Here is a 17,453-nt window from a genome sequence, read left to right on the forward strand (position 1 = left end):
GCCAACGGCGGGCATTTCCTTTGCCCTTTCTTGACCAGGCCCGATACAACCCATTCACTCGGCACAGAAGCTTCACAGCACGCCTCTGGCGCGGCCCTCACCAGCGCTTTTCAATGGTCTGCACCATGGCTTTCCTTCGCGCTCTGCTCAGTACCGCGCGCATGATCCGGCACAGCCCTCCGCTGTCCGCCGGACTGTCCGCGGATGACGCGGTGCTGCTCGACGCCCCCGACGAGCGGCTCTCTCCCGCGCTGGTCGCCGCTGCCCTGGGCGACCACGAACCGGCCGCCAAGCTGCTCGCCACCACCCGGGACGCCGCCGACTGGGAGAACCGGGACCGCTATCTCGGCCGGCTCGTCGCCTTCGCCCGCGGCCGGGACGGCTGGCTCCTCGACTGGCTGGCCGCCGCCCCCCGCGATCCGGACGCGCTGCTGGTCAAGGCCGAGCTGTCGGTCCGCCGGGCCTGGGAGTCGCCCGCCCGCGCGGAACGGCTCCGCGAGGTCGGCCCGCTGATCACCGCGGCCGCCGACGCGGACCCGCGCGACCCCGTGCCGTGGCGCCTCGCCCTGGACCACGCGCGCGGCACCCACGCCACGCACACCGCCTTCGAGTCGCTGTGGGAGCAGGCCGTACGGCGCTCAGCGCACCACTACGGCTGCCATGTGGCGGCGCTGCGCTATCTCTCCGCCGCCTGGTACGGCTCGCACCGCGAGTGCTTCGACTTCGCCGAGCAGGCCGCGGCGGACGCGCTGCCCGACTCGCTGGTGCAGGCCCTGCCGGTCCGGGCGGCCTTCGCGCTGCTCCTGGACTCCCAGGCGGCGGGCCGGACCACCTCCGTACTGGAGGAGCGGGTCGACGCGGCGGCCGATCTGGCGATCAAGCTCTCCGCCGCCTACCGGCCCGGCGATCCCTGGCCGGCCGAGGTCCGCAACCTCCTCGCGTACGTCCTGCTCGCCCGGGGCCGCTGGGCGGAGGCGCTGCACCAGTTCAACCTGATCGGCCTGCACGCGACGTCGTTCCCGTGGTCGTCGGTGTCCGAGGACGCGCTCGGCCGCTTCCTGGACGCGCGGGACGGCGCACGCCTCCAGGTGGCCTCCCTGACCCCGCTCCGCGACCGGACCGGTCACGGCCGCCCCAGGGGCCATTACGCTTGAGCGTTGTGACCACCGCCCGCCTTCCCCTTTTCCCGCTCAACGCGGTGCTGTTCCCCGGCCTGGTGCTGCCGCTCAACGTCTACGAAGAGCGATATCGCGCCATGATGCGGGAGCTGCTGAAGAGCGACGAGGACGAACCTCGCCGCTTCGTCGTGGTGGCGATCCGCGACGGCCGCGAGATCGCCCCGACGGCCACCGGCATGCCGGACACGGGCGCGGCGGCCGCGCCCGCCGAGCGCGCCCCGGCGGACGGGTTCGGCCCCGATCCGATCCAGACCTTCCACCGGGTCGGCTGCGTCGCCGACGCGGCGACGATCCGCGAGCGCGCCGACGGCAGCTTCGAGGTCCTGGCCACCGGCACCACCCGGGTCAGGCTGCTGTCCGTCGAAGCGGACGGCCCGTATCTGACCGCCGAGGTCGAGGACCTGGCCGAAGAGCCGCCCGCAGGGGACGAGGCCGACGAGGCCGGAGCCCTGGCGGAGGGCGTTCTGCGGGCCTTCCGCTCGTACCAGAAGCGGCTGGCCGGGGCGAGCGAACGCTCGCTGGCGACCGGCGCGGACCTCCCCGACGACCCGTCCGTGATCTCCTACCTGGTCGCGGCGGCCACGGTCCTGGACGTCCCCACCAGACAGCGTCTGCTCCAGGCCCCGGACACCGCGACCCGGCTGCGCGAGGAGCTGACGCTGCTGCGCAAGGAGACGGCGGTCATCCGGCACCTGCCCTCGTTGCCGGCGACGGACCTGACGCGGGCCCCCACCCACCCCAACTGACGAGGACCGGCCCCCGTTGGCGAAGAAATCCAAGAAGAACCAGCCGGGCGGCACCCCCGCCACGGTCGCCCTGACGGCGGCGGGCACCGCGTTCACGGTCCACGCCTACGACCACGACCCGGCGTCCCCGTCCTACGGCGAGGAGGCCGCCGAGGCCCTGGGCGTCTCCCCCGACCGGGTCTTCAAGACCCTGGTCGCGGACGTGGACGGCGCGCTGACGGTCGCGGTGGTCCCGGTGGCCGGCTCCCTGGACCTCAAGGCCCTGGCAGCCGCGGTGGGCGGCAAACGCGCCACGATGGCGGACCCGGCGGCAGCGGAACGCACGACGGGCTATGTCCGGGGCGGCATCTCCCCCCTGGGCCAGCGCAAGCGCCTGCGCACGGTGCTGGACGCGTCGGCACGGACGCACGCCACGATCTGCGTCTCGGCGGGACGCCGGGGCCTGGAGGTCGAACTGTCGGCGACGGACCTGGCGGAGCTGACGGGGGCGACGTTCGCGGAGATCGCGCGGAGCTGAAAACCGCTCCTCCATCGCCGGCGATGGAGGAGCGGAGCCCCGAGAGCCCGCCGCAGGCGGCCTAGGCCGTCCCACCACCCGCGGACGACGGTCCTGAGGGCGGCCCCGCCAGGGGCCCCTGCACGGGACCGTCGTAGTACCCCGGATACCCCGGCCAGTCCGACTCCACATCCCTCGGCCCGAACGCCGCCGTCAGCAGCAGATGGATCCCCATCGCCGCGAACGGCCACGCCAGCACCGCCACCCACACCGTGTGCAGCTCCAGCGGAGCGTCGAACGTCACGCCCTGCCCCGCCTCCCGGGCCCGCCCCACCACGTCGGACGACGGCCCCAGCCAGATTCCGACGCGCCACGCGATCAGCGAGGCGAGCACCGCGCCCAGCGCCAGACCGACGACCACGAGAACGCCCCCGCGGCGCAGCCGCCAGAAGACGAGGGCCGCCGAGAGCACGCCGAAGCCGATGGCCAGCAGGACGAACGTGCCGTCCGCCCCGATCGCCTCCTCGCCCTCGCTGTTCTTGAGGAAGACCGCCGTGTCGTCGGAGACCAGCGGAACGCGCGGCGCGAGCCAGAGCCACAGCAGCCCGAGGGCGAGGCCAGAGACCGCGACGAGGGCCGCGACGACGGCGGCTTGACGGAGCTCCGTGGCCGTGTCCGGGTCGTCCGGCGCACCCGGGGAGGGCACGAGGTGGGAGCCGGAGGGCGGGGCCTGCCAGGGATCGTGGGGGCCGGGCTGGTGAGGCGGCGTCAGAGGTGCGGTCACCGTGCCATCGTGCCAGGCCACCCTGTGCGGCGCCTCACCGGATACCGCACCCGGGCCAGGGCTCCCGCCCGGACACGCCGGACGGGAGTTCGGGCGGCCCGAACCGGACGCGGGGGGAAAGGGGAGGAGACGGCCCTACCGTACGGCGGCCCGCCGGTAGGCCCACGTCGCAACGGCCAGTGAGAGCACCCCCACCGCCGCGCAGATCGCGAGGAAGAAGGCGATGATCCCCCAGTCCGGGCGGGCGTCGAAGGACCGGGCCAGCGCCTCGACCCCGTATGTCGAGGGCAGCAGGTCGCGCGCCCACACCACCGGCTGCGGCAGCCGCTCGGCCGGCAGCACGCCGAGGAGCAGGGCGGCGGACATCCCCAGCTGGCCCAGCAGGGTCGCCAGCTCCGGGCGCGGGGCGAGCAGCCCGAGAGCCGCTCCGAGCCCGGCCAGGGCGGCGCCGGAGAGCGGGACGACGGCGACCAGGACCCACAGGTGCGTCATCGGCAGCTGAAACAGCACGCTTCCGGTGATCGCGGTGAAGACCGTGCCGGGCGCGGTGAACGAGGCGTACGCGGCGGCCGCCCCGAGCACCACCGCGGCGGGCGGCACGGGCAGGGTGGCGTAGTGGTCGAGCCCGCCGCTCGCCCGCAGCTGCCCGAAGTACTGGGCGAGCAGGTTGAGCGCGACGAACGCGACGACCAGGACGCTGGATCCCGCGACCACCGCGCGGGCCTCCGCGCCCCCGTCCACGACCCCCCGCATCAGGATCATGATGCCGACGGACTGGAAGGTCGCCACGAAGAGCAGCGGGATCCGGGCGACGCGCGCCCGGGAGAGCTGGGCGCGGTAGACGGCGGCCAGCGAGGGCAGCAGCCGGGCGCGCGGGGCGAGGGGCGCCGTGGCGGTACAGGCGGGACCGGTGCCGGAGGGGCCGGGCGCTGGCCCGGTACGCGTCGCCGCGGCCGTGGCCGGAATGATGCTCGTCACCTGAGGCCGCTCCCCTTAGACACATCCACCACGTCGAACCCGTCCAGCACGTCCGGCCCGTTCCCCTTGTCGAGTACGTCCCCCGCGCCCGGCGCGTTCACGTTCTCCACGACACGTACGCCTCTCACGCCTTCACCAGCCCCTCGGTCGCGTCGCCGGCGTCTCCCCCGAGCGCGAGGTAGACATCTTCCAGGCTGGGGGTGGCCAGGGTGAAATCGTCGAGCGCGGCGAAGGCCGCGCCGCCCGTCACCGCGGCGACCGCGGCCCGTGCCTCGTCCGGCCCGAGCCGCAGCACCCAGCGCCGTCCGGACTCCTGGGCGGAGGCCCGCAGCGCCGCCACCTCGGGGACGTCCAGCGGAGCCCGTTCGCGCCAGACCAGCTCGACACGGACCTCCCCGGCGACCCGTTCCTTGAGCCCGGCGGGGGTGTCGCAGGCGATGACCCGGCCGCGTTCGAGGACGGCGACCCGGTCGAGGACGGTCTCGGCCTCGATCACGTTGTGGGTGACCAGCAGGACCGTGGCCCCGCGCTCCGCCCGGCGGCGGTCGACGGCGGCCCAGACGGCCCGGCGGGCGACCGGGTCCATGCCGGTGGTCGGTTCGTCGAGGACCAGGACGGGCCGGTCTCCCACGAGGGTGGCGGCGAAGCAGGCGAGCCGGCGCTGGCCGCCGGAGAGCTTCTTCAGGGGACGCCCGGCGATCGCGGTGAGGCCCAGCTCCTCCAGGACGGCGTCGCGCTCGGCGCGGGCGTCCTGCACGGAGAGGCCGCGCAGCCGGCCGGTGGTCTCGGCGGCGAGGGAGACGGTCAGCTCGTCGAGGGCGGTGGACTCCTGGCCGAGGTAGCCGATCAGCCGGGAGGCCCGCTCGGGGTGGCGTACGAGGTCGTGGCCCAGCACCTCGACGCTGCCGGAGTCGGGCCGCATCAGCCCGGTGAGCTGGCGGACCAGGGTCGACTTGCCGGCGCCGTTGGGGCCGAGCAGACCGAAGATCTCGCCGCGCTCGACGTCCAGGCCGATGCCGTCCGTGGCGCGGACCCCGGGCGTCGCGGGTGCGCCCCGGCGGCCGCGGGTCGCGGGGTAGGTCTTGACCAGATCGCGCACCACGCACACGGTGCCGGTGCCCCGCTGCGCCTGTGCTGTGCCCGTACTCACGAGGTACGAGGGTACGGGGTCACATGCCCCGGTTCGCGCCCGGGGCCACCCCGCGTCGCCGCCCGGGAGGACGGCGGCTTCCCCGGCTACTCCCCCGCCGGTACGTGCTCGGCGGCGGCCCGTACGTCGATCTCCCGCCAGAAGCCGGCCCGGATCGCGTAGCGGTCGTGCTCGTCGATCTGGTCGTCCTTGTGGGCGAGGAGTCCGAAGCGGGCCGCGTACCGCAGGAGTTCGCCGTCGATCCGGTGCGGGATGCGCGGGTACATGGTGGAGAGCTTCTGCAGGTGGACGCTTTCCGGGAGGCGTTCCATCCAGCGGCGGGCGAAGACCTGGCCGACTTCGAAGGGGTCGCCGCCGACCGTGGTGATGTCCTCCTCGCGGTCGGCCCAGCGCTGTTCGGCGCTGGTGACCTGGGCGAGGGTCGGCAGGGACGCGGTCTCGGCGGGCTCGCCGAGGGGGCCGCCGCGCTCCACCCACCCCTTGTCGGAGGACCAGCGCAGCGTGGCGCCCGCGGGCTGGGCCGGCTGCTGGCGGTCCGGGTGGGTGGCGTGGGCGCGCAGCGCGGCCAGATCCTTGGGGGTCGGCACGCCTTTGTGGCCGGCGGTGGGCGTGCCGGTGGCGGCGGGTGCGCTCTCGGCCGGATCCGGTGCGCTCGACCGGGCCGCGGCGGCCTGGGCCTCGGAGGCGCGTTCGGCGGAGGCGGCGAGGGCGGCCTCGGGCAACGGCGCGGAGAGGATCGCGGCGATCTCGGGGCGGGTGGCGGGCTGCGGGGCGCAGGCGCCGCCGAGGTCCTTGGCGCGTACGGCCTTGGTGATCCAGACCCGGTCGAGGACCCGCCGTTCGTCGGCCTCGGCGACGAGGTCCTCGGACTGGTTGTAGTCGCCGTCGGCGGCCTGTACGGCCCAGAGGTGGACGGCGACCCCGTGCTCCTTGGCGGACATCAGGCCGGGCAGCAGATCGCCGTCGCCGGTCACCAGGACCACGTCGGAGCAGGCCCGGTTCCTGGCCAGTTCGGTGAGTTCGGCGTGCATGGCGGCGTCGACGCCCTTCTGGGCCCAGCGTCCGTCGCTGCGGGTCAGGGCGCCCAGCCGCACGGTCACCCGGGGCATCACGCGGAGCCGGCGGTGTTCGGGCTGCGGCACCCGGTCGGGGGCGCCGTCGAACCAGTAGATGCGCAGCAGGGGCTGCTGGGTGTCGGCCTCGGCCCGCTCGCGCAGTCCCTGGATGAGGGCGGCGTGGTCGACGGTGATGCGGGAACGGGCGGGCTCTCCGGCCAGCAGGCTCGCGGCTGCGCCCAGCAAGTAGCCGGCGTCCACCAGGACGACGCATCGGTCCACGCGTTCCACCCTCTTCCAGAACTCGGGAACGGTTCAGCGGCCCGTTCCCCGATGACCGGGTCCGCTTACCCAGGGTTTCCTTCGAGTCTGCCCGACCGCACAGGGGTTAACGGCCGGAACTGGATCATCGGCGTGGCGGATCCGGAAAGGAAGCGGAAAAGGAAGGAAGAAGGCGCGCGGGACGGGGCCGCCGCGGAAACCGCTACGCACGGTAATGATCCAACATGCGGTGTTTGCGGCGCTATGTGAGTCTGACAGCGGTCCTGGCCCCCCAGGATTCCCCACAGGAGGCATTCATCATGGCCAAGAACAAGAACCGCAAGCAGGGCAGCCAGCACGACCGCGCGTCCGCGTCGGAGCGTAGCGCGGAGCAGGCCAAGTCGACGGCGTTCGAGTCCCAGAACCAGCCGCAGGCGCAGGCCCAGGGCAGCCCGTCCGACGTGGCGCGCAAGCATCAGCGACGCTTCGGCCACAACTGACCCGTCGGCCGCTTGCGGTAGTGACAGGCGTTGAAGACAGCGAGAGGGGCGTCCCGCACCGGCGGGGCGCCCCTCTCGTCGTTGTCCGGGTGATCCGGCCGGGGCTCAGCCGGCCAGGCAGGACGGGCCGAGCAGCACCTTCAGGTCGCCGAAGAGCGCCGAGTCGGCCTTGACCCGGTGCCGGTCCAGGCGCAGGACGGTGGTCTTGCGGGGGCCCTGGAGCTTGATGCGTACCTCGGTGTCGCCCCGGTGGTGGCTGAGCACCTCGCCGAGCCGGGTGACCATGGGCGGGGTGATCTTCACGGTGGGGATGGTGAGCACGACCGGGGCGTTGGTCCCGGCGTTGGAGATGTCGGGGACCTGCATCTCCATGGCGACGAGCCGGGGCACGTCCTCGCGCTTGTCGAGGCGTCCCTTCACGAAGACGACGGTGTCCTCGACGAGCTGGGTGGAGACCAGTTGGTAGGTGGCGGGGAAGAACATGCACTCGATGGAGCCCGCCAGGTCCTCCACGGTGGCGATGGCCCAGGCGTTGCCCTGCTTGGTCATCTTGCGCTGGAGGCCGGAGATGATGCCGCCGACGGTGACGACGGAGCCGTCGCCGTAGTCCCCGCCGGTGAGTTGGGAGATGGAGGCGTCGGCCTTGTCGGACAGTACGTGCTCCAGGCCGAAGAGCGGGTGGTCGGAGACGTACAGGCCGAGCATCTCCCGCTCCTGGGCGAGCAGGTAGGACTTCTCCCACTCGACGTCGGAGAACTCCACGTCCAGGCCGAAGCCCGGCTCGTCGCTCTCCTCCTCGCCCATGCCGCCGAAGAGGTCGAACTGTCCCTCGGCCTCCTTGCGCTTGACCTGGACCACGTTGTCGATCATCGGCTCGTGGTGGGCGACGAGGCCCTTGCGGGTGTGGCCCATCTCGTCGAAGGCGCCGGCCTTGATGAGCGATTCGATGGTGCGCTTGTTGCAGACGACCGCCTCGACCTTGTCCAGGAAGTCGGGGAAGCTGCTGTACTTCCCCTTCGCCTTGCGGGAGCGGATGATCGAGTCGACGACGTTCTGGCCGACGTTGCGGACGGCGGTCAGGCCGAAGAGGATCACGTCGTCGCCCTGGGCGGCGAAGTTGGACAGCGACTCGTTGACGTTCGGCGGGAGCACCTTGATGCCCATGCGGCGGCACTCGTTGAGATAGACCGCGGACTTGTCCTTGTCGTCCTTGACCGAGGTCAGCAGGGCGGCCATGTACTCGGCGGGGTAGTTCGCCTTGAGGTAGGCGGTCCAGTAGGTGACCAGGCCGTACGCCGAGGAGTGCGCCTTGTTGAACGCGTACCCGGCGAACGGCACCAGGACGTCCCACAGGGCCTTGATCGCCTCGTCGGAGAAGCCCTTCTCCTTGGCGCCCTTCTCGAAGAGGACGAAGTTCTTCGCCAGCTCCTCGGGCTTCTTCTTGCCCATCACGCGGCGCAGGATGTCGGCCTCGCCGAGCGAGTACCCGGCGACGATCTGGGCGGCCTTCTGGACCTGCTCCTGGTAGACGATCAGGCCGTAGGTGAGGCCGAGGACCTCCTTGAGGGGCTCCTCCAGCTCCGGGTGGATCGGGGTGATCTCCTGGCGGCCGTTCTTGCGCTCCGCGTAGTTCGTGTGCGAGTTCATTCCCATCGGGCCCGGCCGGTAGAGGGCCGAGACGGCGGAGATGTCCTCGAAGTTGTCGGGCTGCATCTGGCGGAGCAGGGAGCGCATGGGCCCGCCGTCGAACTGGAAGACGCCGAGCGTGTCACCGCGGCAGAGCAGTTCGTACGTCTTGGGGTCGTCCAGCGGCAGGGAGAGCATCTCCAGGTCGACGCCCTTGTTGGACTTCACCATCTTGATGGCGTCGTCCATGATCGTCAGGTTGCGCAGGCCGAGGAAGTCCATCTTCAGCAGGCCGAGCGACTCGCACTGCGGGTAGTCCCACTGCGTGATGGTGACGCCGTCGGTGTGCCGGACCCAGACGGGCGCGTGGTCGACGATCGGCTCGCTGGACATGATGACGCCGGCGGCGTGCACACCCATCTGCCGGACCAGGCCCTCGACGCCCTTGGCCGTGTCGATGACCTTCTTGACGTCCGGCTCGTTCTCGTACATCCCACGGATCTCGCCCGCCTCGCTGTAGCGCGGGTGCTTGGGGTCGGTGATGCCGTTGAGGTCGATGCCCTTGCCGAGGACGTCGGCGGGCATGGCCTTGGTGAGCCGGTCGCCCATCGCGTACGGGTAGCCCAGCACGCGGGCGGAGTCCTTGATGGCGTTCTTCGCCTTGATCTTGCCGTACGTGCCGATCATGGCGACCTTGTCGGCGCCGTACTTCTCGGTGACGTACCGGATCACCTCGACGCGCCGACGCTCGTCGAAGTCGATGTCGACATCGGGCATGGAGACGCGCTCGGGGTTGAGGAACCGCTCGAAGATCAGCCCGTGCTCGATCGGGTCGAGGTCGGTGATGCCCATGGCGTACGCCACGATCGAACCGGCGGCGGAGCCACGGCCGGGGCCGACCGCGATGCCGTTGTTCTTGGCCCACATGATGAAGTCGGCGACGACCAGGAAGTACCCCGGGAACCCCATCTGGATGATGATGTCCATCTCGTACTCGACCTGCTTCTGCCGGTCGTCGGGGACCCCGTTCGGGAAGCGGCGGGCCATGCCGGCCCGAACCTCCTCCTGGAACCAGGTGATCTCCGTGAAGCCCTCGGGGATCTCGAACTTCGGCATGAGGTTCTTCGCCTCGAACATGCCGGTGGTGTCGATCTGCTGGGCGACCAGGAGGGTGTTGCGGCACCCCTCCTGCCAGGCGTCGGACGAGTCGACGGCGTACATCTCGTCCGTCGTCTTCAGGTAGTAGCCGGTGCCGTCGAAGCGGAAGCGGTCGGGGTCGGAGAGGTTCTTGCCGGTCTGGATGCAGAGCAGGGCGTCGTGGGCGGTGGCCTCGTGGGCGTACGTGTAGTGGGAGTCGTTGGTGACGAGCGGCGGGATGTTCAGCTTCTTGCCGATCTCCAGCAGCCCGTCGCGGACCCGGCGCTCGATCTCGATGCCGTGGTCCATCAGCTCCAGGAAGTACTTGCCCTCGCCGAAGATGTCCTTGTAGTCGGAGGCCGCCTGCACCGCCTCGTCGAACTGGCCGAGCCGCAGCCGGGTCTGCACCTCGCCCGAAGGGCAGCCGGTGGAGGCGATGAGCCCCTCGGACCACTGGGAGATGGTCTCCTTGTCCATCCGGGGCCACTTCTGGAGCCAGCCCTCGGCGTACGCGTCGGAGGAGAGCCGGAAGAGGTTGTGCAGCCCGGTCTTGTTCGCCGCCCAGATCGTCTTGTGGGTGTAACCACCGGAACCGGACACGTCGTCGCGCTTCTGGTGCGGCTGCCCCCACTGCACCTTGCGCTTGTGCTTGCGCGACTCGGGGGCGACGTACGCCTCGATGCCGATGATCGGTGTGACGTCCGCCTTCTTCGCCGAGTGGAAGAAGTCGTAGGCCCCGTGGAGGTTGCCGTGGTCGGTCATCGCGATGTGCGTCATGCCCATCTCGTTGGCCGCCTCGAACATGTCCTTGAGCCGCGCCGCACCGTCCAGCAGCGAGTACTGGGTATGAACGTGCAGGTGCGTGAAGGGCGGCTTGGTCACGGCGTCGGGCCTCCGGGAAGTCGGGCGATGACGGACGGGGGGACAGCGTGGAAGTCTACGACGTGACGGAGTCGAACGACGGGCACTCCCGGCTTCCGCCGAGCGTTGGAGAGGGCGGAACACGTGTCCGTTTTGTCATGTACTCGGTCACATGGATCCAGGGTTCGACCCCACACACCAGCTACCGCAGGAGGCAGTAAGAAATGTCGGAAACGCAGACCGGCGCAGCGCAGCGCGGGGAGCAGATTCTCGCCGTTTTCGACACCGCCTTCGGGGAGCTGCTGGCCGCCGATCCGGCCGCCTTCCGGGTCAAGTTCCGCAAGATGGCGGGCTCGGCCTTCGCCTTCTACCGCGGCACGGCCTGCCTGTTCTACAGCGACCTGGAGCGGGAGCGGCACGGCGGCCCGTTCCTGGACGAGCGCACCGGTCGGGTGTGGATCCACGGCGATCTGCACGCGGAGAACTTCGGCACCTACATGGACGCCAACGGCCGCCTCGTCTTCAACGTCAACGACTTCGACGAGGCGTACGTGGGCCCGTTCACCTGGGACCTGAAGCGGTTCGCCGCCTCCGTGGCGCTGATCGGTTACGCGAAGGCGCTCGCCGACGAGCAGATCACCGAGTTGGTCGGCGTCTTCGCCACCGCCTACCGCGAGCGGATCCGCGCGCTGGCGACGGGCGCGAAGAACGACGAGGTGCCGCCGTTCACGCTGGACACCGCGGACGGCCCGCTGCTGGGCGCGCTGCGCGCCGCCCGCTCGCGCACCCGGTTCTCGCTGCTGGACTCGATGACGGTGATCCGGGACTTCGAGCGCCGGTTCGCGGACGGCGGCGGGTCGATCGACCTCGACGCCGCGACGCGCTACAAGGTGCTCGCCGCGTTCGACGGCTATCTGGAGACGCTGCCGGAGTCGAGCCTCACCCGCCCCGACTCCTACCGGGTCAAGGACGTGGTGGGCCGCCGGGGCATCGGCATCGGATCGGCCGGGCTGCCCTCGTACAACATCCTTCTGGAGGGCAACAGCGACGCCCTGGAGAACGATGTGGTGATCTACCTCAAGCAGGCGCAGACCCCGGCCGTCTCCCGGCACATCACGGACGCCGCCGTGCGGGAGTACTTCCAGCACGAGGGGCACCGCACGGTGATCTCGCAGCGGGCGCTGCAGGCGCACGCGGACCCGTGGCTGGGCTGGACCGAGCTGGACGGGGCGGGCCAGCTGGTCGCCGAGGTCTCTCCGTACGCGGTCGACCTGGACTGGTCCGACATCGACGAGGTGGACGAGATCGCGGCGGTCGTCGCGGACCTGGGCCGGGCGACGGCCACGATGCACGCGGCGGCGGACGACGAGAGCGGCCACTCGCTGGTGCCGTTCTCCACGGAGCGGGCGATCGACGCGGCCATCGCGGCCGACGAGGAGGGCTTCGCACCGCTGCTGGTCGACTTCGCCCACAGCTACGGGGCGCGGGCTCGCGCGGACCACCAGATCTTCGTGGACCTCTTCCGCAACGGCCGGATCCCGGGCCTCCAGGGCGAGACTCTCAGCCTCTTTTAAGGTCCGCTTACCTCCGCGCATGACACACTTTCCGGCGATGGACATCTCAGGGACGCAGCTCAGGGTCGCGCGCGCGGCGGTCTTCGCCGCGCTCGTCGTCACCCTGTCCACGGCGTCCCATGTGCTCCTCTCCGGAGTGCCGCTGCCACTGACCGCGGTCGCCCTGCTGGCCGCCGCGGTCTTCGCCGCGGCCTATGCGCTGGCGGGCCGGGAGCGGGGCTTCGGAGCGATCGCGGGGCTGCTGGTCCCGCTGGAGCTGGCCGCCGACACGCTCTTCACCACGGGCCAGAACCTCTGTTACGGGGCGGCCGGCGGCCCGGTCGCGGGCCCGTTGCGCGCGGTGGGCTTCGACGTGCTGTGCGGCGGCGGCGAGGTCGGCACGGGCGGCGCCCGGATCGCGGGCGTCGGTGCGGTGGGCACCCCGCTGGCCGATGTGGCCGGCGCGGGCGACCGCGCCGCGGCCCTCCTCGCCCACCCCGGACCCGCGGTGCCGTGGCTGCTGCTCGTCGCCCATGTGGCGGTCGGGCTGCTCGCCGCGGCCTGGCTGCGGCGCGGCGAGGCAGCCCTGGCCGGGCTGGTGCGCGCGGCGGCCCTGCTGGCGTTCCGGCCGCTGCTGACCGCGGTCGCCGTGGTCCGCGCGGGGGTGCGGGCCGCGGCCCGGCGCTCGCGGCCCGCCGGGCGTCCGCACCCGCCGCTGGCCACCCGTTTCCTCGTGCACTGTGTGGGACGCAGGGGCCCGCCGCTCGCGATGCACGCCGCTGCCTGAGGGCTCGGCGACGCGACGACGGCACCACCCCGCTCCCCACACACGTACACACGGAGAACAGACATGAGCAAGCGCAACACCCAGGCGAACAAGGCGGCGGCCCGCGAGCGGCTGCGCGCCGAGCGCGAGCGCCAGGCCAAGAAGGACAGGACCCGCAAGCAGGTCGTCGTGGCGGTCTCGGTCGTCGCCGCCCTCGCCGTGGTCGGCGGCATCAGCTACGGCGTGATGCAGCTGAACAAGCCGGACGCCTGGGAGGCGGCCGCCGACGCGAAGAACGTCACCGCGCCGAAGAACACCTCGGGCAAGGACGGCACCACCGTGGTCGTCGGCAAGTCGAGCGCGAAGAAGACCCTGGAGCTGTACGAGGACTCGCGCTGCCCGGTCTGCGCCACGTTCGAGCAGGGCGTCGGCGAGACCGTCGCGAAGGACGTCGAGGCCGGCAAGTACAAGGTCCGGTACGTCGGCGCGGCCTTCATCGACAACACCGACAACGGCGAGGGCTCCAAGAACGCCCTGAGCGCGCTCGGTGCGGCGCTGGACGTGAGCCCCGAGGCCTTCATGGAGTACAAGGCCGCGCTGTACTCGGCGAAGTTCCACCCCGAGGAGAGCGACGACAAGTTCGCCAAGGACGGCTATCTGATCGAGGTCGCGAACTCGGTGGACGCGCTGAAGGGGAACAAGGACTTCCAGAAGAACGTCGAGGACGGCACGTACGACGCCTGGGCGATGAAGATGTCGAAGACCTTCGACAAGAGCGGGGTGCAGGGCACGCCGACGGTGATGATGGACGACAAGAAGATCACGGCCGAGGGCAGCGAGAACGCCCCCATGACGGCCGACGAGTTCACGAAGGCCATCGACAAGGCGCTCAAGGCGTAACGCCTCGCAACTCCGTGGAACCCGGCGTTCCCGGGCGGTCGGACCGCCCGGGAACGCCGGGTTCCGCGCGTTTCTACAGCGTGGCCAGGAAGCCGAGCGCGACCTTCCAGGTCTGCTCGGCGGCCGCCTGGTCGTAGTCGTGCCGATCGGGGTCGGTGAACAGGTGCCCGGCCCCGGGATAGCGGTAGATCTCCACGTCCGCGCCGGTGCGCTGCATCTGGAGGTACCAGCTGTTCAGCCAGTCGTGGGACTCGAAGGGGTCCGGGTCCGCGACGTGCAGCTGGACGGGAAGCTCGTCCACCGTGGCGTTCTCGGCGATGTCCGAGGTGCCGTGGAACAGCAGCAGCCCCCGGGCCTTCGCGTCGCCGAGCGCCAGGGTCTGGGCGGTCGCCGCGCCGAGGGAGAAGCCGGCGTAGACGATTCCCTGGTCGGAGTAGGGCGCGGCGGCAAGCACCGCGCGCTTGAGCAGTTCGTCCTTGCCGATCTCGTCCTTGTAGGCCATGCCCTCTTCCACCGTGTCAAAGGTGTGCCCCTCGAACAGATCGGGCACGCGCACCTCGTGGCCGGCGTCCTTGAGGCGCGCGGCCGCTGCGTGCACGGCGGGCGTGAGCCCGTACGTCGAGTGGAAAAGCATGATGTTCATGAGGCCCATGGTGCCATTTCGCACCCGCTGAGGGCCGCCCTACGCCTGGGAGGACGAGCGAATGGAGAGCGTGCTGCGCCCGCTGCTCGTGATCGGCGGTTCCGTGGTGATCACCCTGCTGATCGGCTGGCTGGTCGACCTGCTGCTCCGGCGGGCCGACAGCCGTCACCACGAGACCCCGTTGTGGGGGCTGCTGCGGCGCTGCCGTCCACCGTTGCAGGTGGTGGTCATCACGGCGTTGCTGCGCGGCAGTTACCGTCAGACGAAGATCGACTGGGTGTGGGAGCACCGGGCCGGGATCGGCCAGGTCCTGACCCTGGTGCTGATCGGCGCCTCGGCCTGGCTGGTCGTGCGGATCGCGGCGACGGTCGTGGAGGCCAGTTACGCCCGGTACGCCACGGGCACCCGCGACCCGGCCCGGGTCCGCCGGGTCCGGACGCAGGTGACGCTGATCCAGCGGGTCGTCATAGCGGTGGTGACGGTGGTCGCCATCGCGGCGATGCTGCTGACGTTCCCCCCGATGCGGGCGGTCGGTACGTCGATGCTGGCCTCGGCTGGTCTGCTCGGCATCGTCGCGGGGGTCGCCGCCCAGTCGACGCTGGGCAACCTCTTCGCCGGGCTCCAGATCGCGTTCGGCGACATGGTGCGGATCGGCGACACGGTGGTGGTGGACGGTGAATGGGGCACGATCGACGAGATCACCCTGACGTTCCTGGCGGTACGGACCTGGGACGAGCGGCGGATCACGATGCCGGTCTCGTACTTCACCAGCCAGCCGTTCGAGAACTGGTCGCGCGGCGGGGTGCAGATGACCGGCACGGTCTTCTTCCATCTCGACCACTCCGCCCCGGTCGCCGCGATGCGGGAGAAGCTGCGGGAGATCCTCGGTGACATCGCCGCCTGGGACGGCCGGGACTGGTCGCTGGCGGTCACGGACACGACGCCGTCCACGATCCAGGTACGGGCCGTGGTGACGGCGAAGGACGCGGACGACATCTGGACGGTGCGCTGCGCGGTGCGCGAGCAGCTGATCGGCTGGCTGCGCGACCACCATCCGTACGCTCTGCCGCGGATCGCCACCGCGCCCGCCGCGCTGCCGCCGGGCGAGCAGTGGGCGGAGCTGACGGGGGCGAAGGCGGGCCGCAACGGGTCGGCGCCGTTCGCCGACCGGGACGACGCCAAGGCACCGCGCACGGGGCGCGGCTGAGCCCCGGCTCCGGCCGGCTCACCGCAGGGAGCGGAAGTCCAGATACCGCAGCACCCGGTCCACGACCTCGGGGTCGGAGCCGGGCTCGCTGCGCGCGGAGAGCACCTCGTGGCGGGCGGCCGACATCATCTCGCGCTGGACCCGGCTGATCGCCTTGAAGCGTTTGGCGCGCTGGGCGTAGGCCTCGCGCCGCTCCTCGTCGATCATGTCGGGGCTGATCCGGGCGCCGATGTCGTACGCGGCGCGCTGGAGCCGCTCCACGACCTCCTCGGGGAAGTCCTCGACCTCCTGGATCTCCTTGAGCCGGTACTTGGCGGCCTTGGCGGCCCGGATCGCGAGGTCCCGCTCCAGGGCCTCCTCGGCGGCGGTGTCGGCCCGGACCTTCAGCTTGCGCACCAGCCAGGGCAGGGTGAGCCCCTGGAAGACCAGGGTGGCCATGATCACGGCGAACGCGATGAAGATGATCTCGTCCCGGCCGGGGAAGGGCTGCCCGTCGTCGGTCTCCAGCGGGATCGCCAGCGCCAGGGCGACGGAGGCCACCCCGCGCATACCGGCCCACCACATCACGACGGTCTCCCGCCAGCTGGTGGGGATCTCCTCGCTGACGTCCCGGCGGGTGTGCAGCCGCTTGGCCAGCCAGGTCGCGGGGAGCAGCCACAGCAGCCGGACCCCGACGACGACGGCGACGATCGCGAGCCCCCAGCCGACCATCTCCAGGGCGTGCCCGTCGGCGGTGCCGAACACGGTGTGCAGCTCCAGGCCGATCAGCCCGAAGGCGACACCGGTGACGAGGGTGTCGACGATGTCCCAGAAGGTACGCCCGGTGAGCCGGCCCAGCACGTCGTCGGCGTCGGCGGTGTGCTCGGCGAGGAAGAGCGCGGTGGTCAGGACGGCCAGCACGCCGGAGCCCTCCAGCTCCTCCGCGAGGACGTAGGCGACGAACGGCACCAGCAGGGTCAGGCCGACCTGGAGCGTGGCGTCGCCGAGCAGGTTCATCAGCTTGATGGTGAGCCAGCCGATCGCGAGGCCGACGGCGACCGCGACGACGGCGGAGAGGATCAGCAGTCCGAAGGCCTCGGGGAGCGAGAAGGTGCCGCTGACGGCGGCGGCGATGGCCACGTGGTAGAGCACGATGGCGGTCACGTCGTTGAAGAGCCCCTCGCCCTCCAGGATCGACACCAGCCGGCGCGGCAGCCCCACCGAGCCCGCGACGGCCGTCGCCGCGACCGGGTCGGGCGGCGCGACGAGCGCGCCGAGCGCGACGGCGGCGGCGATCGGCAGCCCTGGCACGATCGAGTTGGCGACCGCGGCGACGGCGGCCGTGGAGACGAAGACGAGGGCCACGGCCAGCAGGAAGATCGGGCGTTTGTTGGCGGCGAACTGCCGCCAGGAGGTGCGCTGCACGGTGGCGTAGAGCAGCGGCGGAAGCAGCGCGGGAAGGATGATCTCCGGCGGGATGTCCACGTTCGGCACGAACGGCGTGAACGCCATCGCGATGCCCGCGAGCGTCATCAGCACCGGCGCGGGCAGCCCCAGCCGGTCGCCGAGCGGCACCGTGACCACGGCTCCGAGCAGCAGCAGGAGCAACAGGGCCATCTGTTCCACGGAGGGG

At 71.4% G+C, this 17,453-nt stretch carries 15 protein-coding genes; 8 read left to right on the forward strand and 7 right to left on the reverse strand.

Going from position 1 to position 17,453, the window contains the following annotated elements; translation table 11 throughout:
• The first annotated feature begins 113 nt into the window (after positions 1–113).
• The 3 genes from RNL97_RS07830 to ybaK are packed head-to-tail and all read left to right on the forward strand — an operon-like array spanning position 114 to position 2,441.
• Positions 114–1,154, forward strand: a complete 1,041-nt coding sequence (locus RNL97_RS07830; RefSeq protein WP_243313792.1) for a hypothetical protein — start codon at positions 114–116, stop codon at positions 1,152–1,154.
• A 5-nt stretch (positions 1,155–1,159) separates the two neighbouring features.
• Positions 1,160–1,924 carry an LON peptidase substrate-binding domain-containing protein gene (locus tag RNL97_RS07835; protein WP_030583342.1) on the forward strand — a complete coding sequence of 255 codons (765 nt, stop codon included), beginning with the start codon at positions 1,160–1,162 and terminating at the stop codon, positions 1,922–1,924.
• A 16-nt stretch (positions 1,925–1,940) separates the two neighbouring features.
• The gene (ybaK, locus tag RNL97_RS07840) at positions 1,941–2,441 is read left to right on the forward strand and encodes a Cys-tRNA(Pro) deacylase (protein WP_313750513.1); all 501 of its coding nucleotides are present in this window, start codon (positions 1,941–1,943) and stop codon (positions 2,439–2,441) included.
• Positions 2,442–2,502: 61 nt separating this feature from the next.
• On the opposite strand, the gene RNL97_RS07845 is transcribed toward ybaK, so the two are convergent.
• The 4 genes from RNL97_RS07845 to RNL97_RS07860 form a co-directional block, all read right to left on the reverse strand.
• Positions 2,503–3,225 carry an ABC transporter permease gene (locus RNL97_RS07845; RefSeq protein WP_243313797.1) on the reverse strand — a complete coding sequence of 241 codons (723 nt, stop codon included), beginning with the start codon at positions 3,223–3,225 and terminating at the stop codon, positions 2,503–2,505.
• A gap of 114 nt (positions 3,226–3,339) precedes the next feature.
• Positions 3,340–4,182, reverse strand: a complete 843-nt coding sequence (locus tag RNL97_RS07850; protein WP_030583351.1) for an ABC transporter permease — start codon at positions 4,180–4,182, stop codon at positions 3,340–3,342.
• 124 nt (positions 4,183–4,306) lie between these two features.
• Positions 4,307–5,290: an ABC transporter ATP-binding protein gene (locus RNL97_RS07855; RefSeq protein WP_030583354.1), complete on the reverse strand. Its 984-nt coding sequence runs from the start codon at positions 5,288–5,290 to the stop codon at positions 4,307–4,309.
• Positions 5,291–5,418: 128 nt separating this feature from the next.
• Positions 5,419–6,678 carry an NYN domain-containing protein gene (locus tag RNL97_RS07860; protein ID WP_199814196.1) on the reverse strand — a complete coding sequence of 420 codons (1,260 nt, stop codon included), beginning with the start codon at positions 6,676–6,678 and terminating at the stop codon, positions 5,419–5,421.
• A 290-nt stretch (positions 6,679–6,968) separates the two neighbouring features.
• On the opposite strand from RNL97_RS07860, the gene RNL97_RS07865 reads away from it, so the two are divergent.
• The gene (locus tag RNL97_RS07865; RefSeq protein WP_010057923.1) at positions 6,969–7,148 is read left to right on the forward strand and encodes a hypothetical protein; all 180 of its coding nucleotides are present in this window, start codon (positions 6,969–6,971) and stop codon (positions 7,146–7,148) included.
• Between the two features lie 105 nt (positions 7,149–7,253).
• Here the strand turns inward: RNL97_RS07865 and dnaE are convergent, their stop codons facing one another.
• Entirely contained in the window at positions 7,254–10,793 is a 3,540-nt protein-coding gene (gene dnaE, locus RNL97_RS07870; RefSeq protein WP_313750514.1) for a DNA polymerase III subunit alpha, read from the reverse strand.
• Between the two features lie 203 nt (positions 10,794–10,996).
• Between dnaE and RNL97_RS07875 the strand changes: the two genes are divergently transcribed.
• From RNL97_RS07875 to RNL97_RS07885, 3 genes are all read left to right on the forward strand, one after another.
• Positions 10,997–12,346 carry a DUF2252 domain-containing protein gene (locus tag RNL97_RS07875; RefSeq protein ID WP_030583363.1) on the forward strand — a complete coding sequence of 450 codons (1,350 nt, stop codon included), beginning with the start codon at positions 10,997–10,999 and terminating at the stop codon, positions 12,344–12,346.
• A 37-nt stretch (positions 12,347–12,383) separates the two neighbouring features.
• Positions 12,384–13,112, forward strand: coding sequence for a hypothetical protein (locus tag RNL97_RS07880; protein ID WP_313750515.1), 729 nt, complete (start codon positions 12,384–12,386; stop codon positions 13,110–13,112).
• A gap of 63 nt (positions 13,113–13,175) precedes the next feature.
• Positions 13,176–13,991 carry a DsbA family protein gene (locus tag RNL97_RS07885; protein ID WP_030583368.1) on the forward strand — a complete coding sequence of 272 codons (816 nt, stop codon included), beginning with the start codon at positions 13,176–13,178 and terminating at the stop codon, positions 13,989–13,991.
• 73 nt (positions 13,992–14,064) lie between these two features.
• On the opposite strand, the gene RNL97_RS07890 is transcribed toward RNL97_RS07885, so the two are convergent.
• Positions 14,065–14,643 (reverse strand): dienelactone hydrolase family protein, encoded by a 579-nt coding sequence (locus RNL97_RS07890; RefSeq protein WP_313750516.1) that lies wholly within the window; start codon positions 14,641–14,643, stop codon positions 14,065–14,067.
• A gap of 52 nt (positions 14,644–14,695) precedes the next feature.
• Here RNL97_RS07890 and RNL97_RS07895 point away from each other — a divergent pair, with 52 nt between their 5' ends.
• The gene (locus tag RNL97_RS07895; protein ID WP_030583374.1) at positions 14,696–15,841 is read left to right on the forward strand and encodes a mechanosensitive ion channel family protein; all 1,146 of its coding nucleotides are present in this window, start codon (positions 14,696–14,698) and stop codon (positions 15,839–15,841) included.
• Between the two features lie 18 nt (positions 15,842–15,859).
• Here the strand turns inward: RNL97_RS07895 and RNL97_RS07900 are convergent, their stop codons facing one another.
• Complete coding sequence (locus RNL97_RS07900) at positions 15,860–17,446, reverse strand: Na+/H+ antiporter (protein WP_243313800.1); 1,587 nt, start codon at positions 17,444–17,446, stop codon at positions 15,860–15,862.
• Between the last annotated feature and the right edge of the window lie 7 nt (positions 17,447–17,453).

Origin of the sequence: Streptomyces parvus (assembly GCF_032121415.1) — a bacterium.
In the GTDB taxonomy this organism is placed as follows: Bacteria; Actinomycetota; Actinomycetes; order Streptomycetales; family Streptomycetaceae; genus Streptomyces; species Streptomyces globisporus_A.

Coding starts and splice junctions, on each gene's coding strand:
- RNL97_RS07830 (WP_243313792.1), top strand. CDS start 114: ATGGTCTGCACCATGGCTTTCCTTCGCGCTCTGCTCAGTACCGCGCGC.
- RNL97_RS07865 (WP_010057923.1), top strand. CDS start 6,969: ATGGCCAAGAACAAGAACCGCAAGCAGGGCAGCCAGCACGACCGCGCG.
- RNL97_RS07875 (WP_030583363.1), top strand. CDS start 10,997: ATGTCGGAAACGCAGACCGGCGCAGCGCAGCGCGGGGAGCAGATTCTC.
- RNL97_RS07880 (WP_313750515.1), top strand. CDS start 12,384: ATGGACATCTCAGGGACGCAGCTCAGGGTCGCGCGCGCGGCGGTCTTC.
- RNL97_RS07885 (WP_030583368.1), top strand. CDS start 13,176: ATGAGCAAGCGCAACACCCAGGCGAACAAGGCGGCGGCCCGCGAGCGG.
- RNL97_RS07890 (WP_313750516.1), bottom strand. CDS start 14,643: ATGGGCCTCATGAACATCATGCTTTTCCACTCGACGTACGGGCTCACG.
- RNL97_RS07895 (WP_030583374.1), top strand. CDS start 14,696: ATGGAGAGCGTGCTGCGCCCGCTGCTCGTGATCGGCGGTTCCGTGGTG.